This window comes from Draconibacterium sp., assembly GCF_041583095.1.
Lineage (GTDB): Bacteria > Bacteroidota > Bacteroidia > Bacteroidales > Prolixibacteraceae > Draconibacterium.
Genome location: NZ_JBFHGM010000390.1, coordinates 1 through 3,565 on the forward strand (window position 1 = coordinate 1; position 3,565 = coordinate 3,565).

Consider the following 3,565-nt stretch of genomic DNA (forward strand, 5'->3'; position numbering starts at 1 on the left):
CCATCTTTTTTATCTGCAAATTGAACATATGGTAAATCAAAAACTCGACTTCAGAGACTACCCCATAAACTGGAACGAGCGGGGAGGACGAAAATGGATATATGCCAAAAAGCCTTCGGGGAAATGGTTTACCCGGCGTACCATCGTTAGCTACATTTTATTGTTGTTCTGGGTTGGAGTACCATTTATTCGGGTAAACGGCAATCCACTGATTTTACTTGATATTGCCCACCGGAAATTTATCATTTTCGGAGCCATTTTTTGGGCACAGGACACTTTTATTCTGGCACTTTTAATGCTCTCGTTTGTTCTTTTTGTGGTGTTGTTTACTGTAACTTTTGGCCGGTTGTGGTGCGGCTGGACTTGCCCGCAAACCATATTTCTGGAAATGGTGTTTCGCAAAATTGAATACCTGATTGAAGGTGATTACCGCGAGCGCCATAAACTCGACAACAGTCCGTGGACCACAAAAAAAATCGTTAAGAAAACGCTGAAACACGGTATTTTCATTATTATCTCGGTTGCCATGACCAATGTTTTTCTGATGTGGTTTATTGGTAGCGATCGTTGGCTTGAAATGATACGGGAACCGATCAGTCAAAACATTTCAGGTTTTTTGGTTATGCTGCTGGTTTCGGCATTCTTTTATTGGGTGTATTCGTTTTTCCGCGAGCAAATTTGCACTATGGTCTGTCCTTACGGACGTATGCAGGGTGTCTTGCTCGACTCGAAATCAATAGCTGTTACTTACGATTATGTGCGGGGCGAACCTCGTGGCGGGCACGGCGATGGTGATTGTACCGATTGTAAACAGTGTATTTCTGTGTGCCCAACGGGTATCGATATTCGCAACGGCTCGCAGCTGGAATGTATTAACTGCACAGCCTGTATCGATCAGTGTAACAAAATTATGCATGTTACCGGCAAACCTCCGGGCTTAATTCGTTACGCTTCTGAAGCGCAAATCAAAGGTCAGCAAAATTCGATATGGAATGCACGTAACCGGGCCTATTCGGTTGTGCTTCTACTTATTTTCTCGTTTTTTGTTTACACACTGTTTTCGAGGCCGGTACTGGAAACGACTATTTTACGCTCACCGGGCTTACTTTACCAGGAACAGGACATAACCTTTTCGAACGTTTACAACATTAAAATAGTAAATAAAACACACGACGAACTTCCGCTTGAATTGCGTGTTATTTCTCATGATGGCAAAATTCAGATGGCCGGAAACACGATAATTTTGAAAGATCAGGATATGTACGAATCAACATTTATTCTTTTCTTGCCAAAAAGCGAAGTTACGAGTGACAAAACCGAGGTTGAGTTTGGTGTTTTCAGCAATAATGAATTAATTGAAACCTATAAAGCCAGTTTTGTAGGGCCATAAAAAAGCTGACAGTTGACGGTCTCAGTTTTTCAGTAAAAAAATAGAGAAGAAACAGGAATAATAAAAAAGAAAACAAATGAAGTTTAATTGGGGAACAGGGATATTTCTTTTTCTGGCGTTGTTTTTAGCCGGATCGGCTGTTTTTATTGTATTTGCAGTGCGCCAACCGGTAAACCTGGTGCATAAAAATTATTACGAAAAAGGTGTTGATCACACCGAACAGATGAATGTAAATGCCCGCTCGAAACCGTTTGCACGGTTGTTTGACGTGAACCTGAACAACGAAGCATTGGTAATTAACATTCAAAATGAACTGGCGACAAAAATCGATTCCGGCAATATGCAATTGTATCGCCCGTCGGATTACACAAAAGATATCAGGCACGAAATTTTAGCGGGAAACAGTTTAATCCAATTCCCAAAAACCGAGCTGATAGCCGGCCGGTACATTCTAAAATTCACATGGTACACCAACGGTTTACGTTATGAAATCGACCGCCCGGTAAATATTCAGTAAATTTACTACCTTTAAATCAATTACAACCTTTTGTTCAAATCGATAGCGGCATGACCATATTTATATCAGCACTTATTTTAGGATTGATGGGCAGTTTTCACTGCGCCGGAATGTGTGGACCAATTGCCATTGCTTTGCCACTACATGGCAACACTGTTCCACAAAAAATATTCGGAGGAACCCTTTATAACCTGGGGCGCACCTTAACCTACGGAATGATGGGAGCAATTTTCGGGCTTCTCGGGCAGGGACTTCAACTCATCGGATTTCAGCAAAAAGTATCGGTGATTATGGGAGCTTTGATGATCATTTCGGTGCTGTTTCCCACATTGTTTAAAAATCAGTACAAGATGGATAAAAGCTGGTTTTCGGCAGTGGGTAAACTGAAAAAGAAAATCGGTGAAATGTTCTCGATCCGCTCTTTTCAAAGTCTGTTTTTTATCGGCATGCTTAATGGTTTACTTCCGTGTGGCTTGGTTTATATGGCCATTGCCGGAGCCATTGGTACGGGCGGCGTTGCAGAAGGATCGCTGTATATGATCCTGTTTGGTTTGGGAACTATCCCCATGCTGCTGGCCATCTCGCTGGCAGGAAACGTACTGAGTTTAGCGGTACGAAAAAGAATCAACAAATTAATTCCTGTACTGGTTGTTGTGGTTGGAATTCTGTTTGTATTGCGCGGATTAAGTTTGGGCATCCCCTATTTAAGTCCGCCAAAACAGAAAATTGAGCAGAAATTTGAAAAAAGTCTGGAAAAAGAAAGTGCTTCAATGCATACTGAAACAAAAGGAGATTGCTGTAAAGTAGATTAGTAAAAACGGACGTTGGGAAATGGCGAAAAAGGAGGAGAATAACTGTGTACATTGTGGTGCCGATTGCGGAAGTAACCCCGTGGTGTGGAACGAACTGAATTTTTGTTGCACCGGTTGCAAAACGGTTTACCAGCTGCTAAACGAAAACAAACTTTACAACTACTACAAACTGGAAGAAACTCCGGGAATAAAGGTGGAGACCACCACCGAATTCGGCAATAAATATGCTTTTCTTGATAACGATGAAGTAAAGGAAAAGCTGATCTCGTTTTCTGAAGGCAGCATATCGAAAGTAAAATTTTATGTGCCCGTTATCCACTGCGCCTCTTGTATTTGGTTGCTCGAGCATCTGCATAAACTGCACAAGGGAATCCGCCATTCGTTTGTAAATTTTACCCGCAAAGAGGTAGACATAACTTTCGACGAAAAGGAAATTTCGCTGCGGCAAGTGGTTGAGTTGCTGGCATCCATTCATTACATCCCCGATCTGTCGCAAAGTTTAAGCGACAAAAAAGACGACAAATCGTACAAAAAACTTTTGTACAAAATTGGAGTTGCGGGGTTTGTTTTTGTTAATGTTATGACCTACAGTTTGCCGGCTTATTTTAACGGCGAACCATTGAGTGATAAACTGCAATCGTTGTTTAGTATTCTCAGTTATATTTTGGTCATTCCTGTGGCTTTTTACAGTGGCAGCGACTACTACATATCGGCCATTAAAAACCTGATGAAAAAGAACATCAGCATCGATCTGCCCATTGCCCTGGGAATTATTGTGCTTTTCCTGGTGACCAGCTACGAGGTAATTTTTACCGGCGGACCGGGTTACAGCGACAGTTTATCGGG

At 41.9% G+C, this 3,565-nt stretch carries 4 protein-coding genes; all 4 read left to right on the forward strand.

Translation table 11 applies throughout. The features are described 5' to 3' along the window. On the forward strand, window positions 1-1,390 hold a 1,390-nt coding region (gene ccoG / locus ABZB17_RS21540), incomplete at its 5' end, for a cytochrome c oxidase accessory protein CcoG (protein WP_372653553.1). A 76-nt stretch (window positions 1,391-1,466) separates the two neighbouring features. Further along, complete coding sequence (locus tag ABZB17_RS21545; protein ID WP_372653555.1) at window positions 1,467-1,907, forward strand: FixH family protein; 441 nt, start codon at window positions 1,467-1,469, stop codon at window positions 1,905-1,907. Between the two features lie 50 nt (window positions 1,908-1,957). Further along, window positions 1,958-2,719, forward strand: coding sequence for a sulfite exporter TauE/SafE family protein (locus tag ABZB17_RS21550; RefSeq protein WP_372653557.1), 762 nt, complete (start codon window positions 1,958-1,960; stop codon window positions 2,717-2,719). Between the two features lie 19 nt (window positions 2,720-2,738). Beyond that, on the forward strand, window positions 2,739-3,565 hold an 827-nt coding region (locus ABZB17_RS21555; RefSeq protein ID WP_372653559.1), incomplete at its 3' end, for a heavy metal translocating P-type ATPase metal-binding domain-containing protein.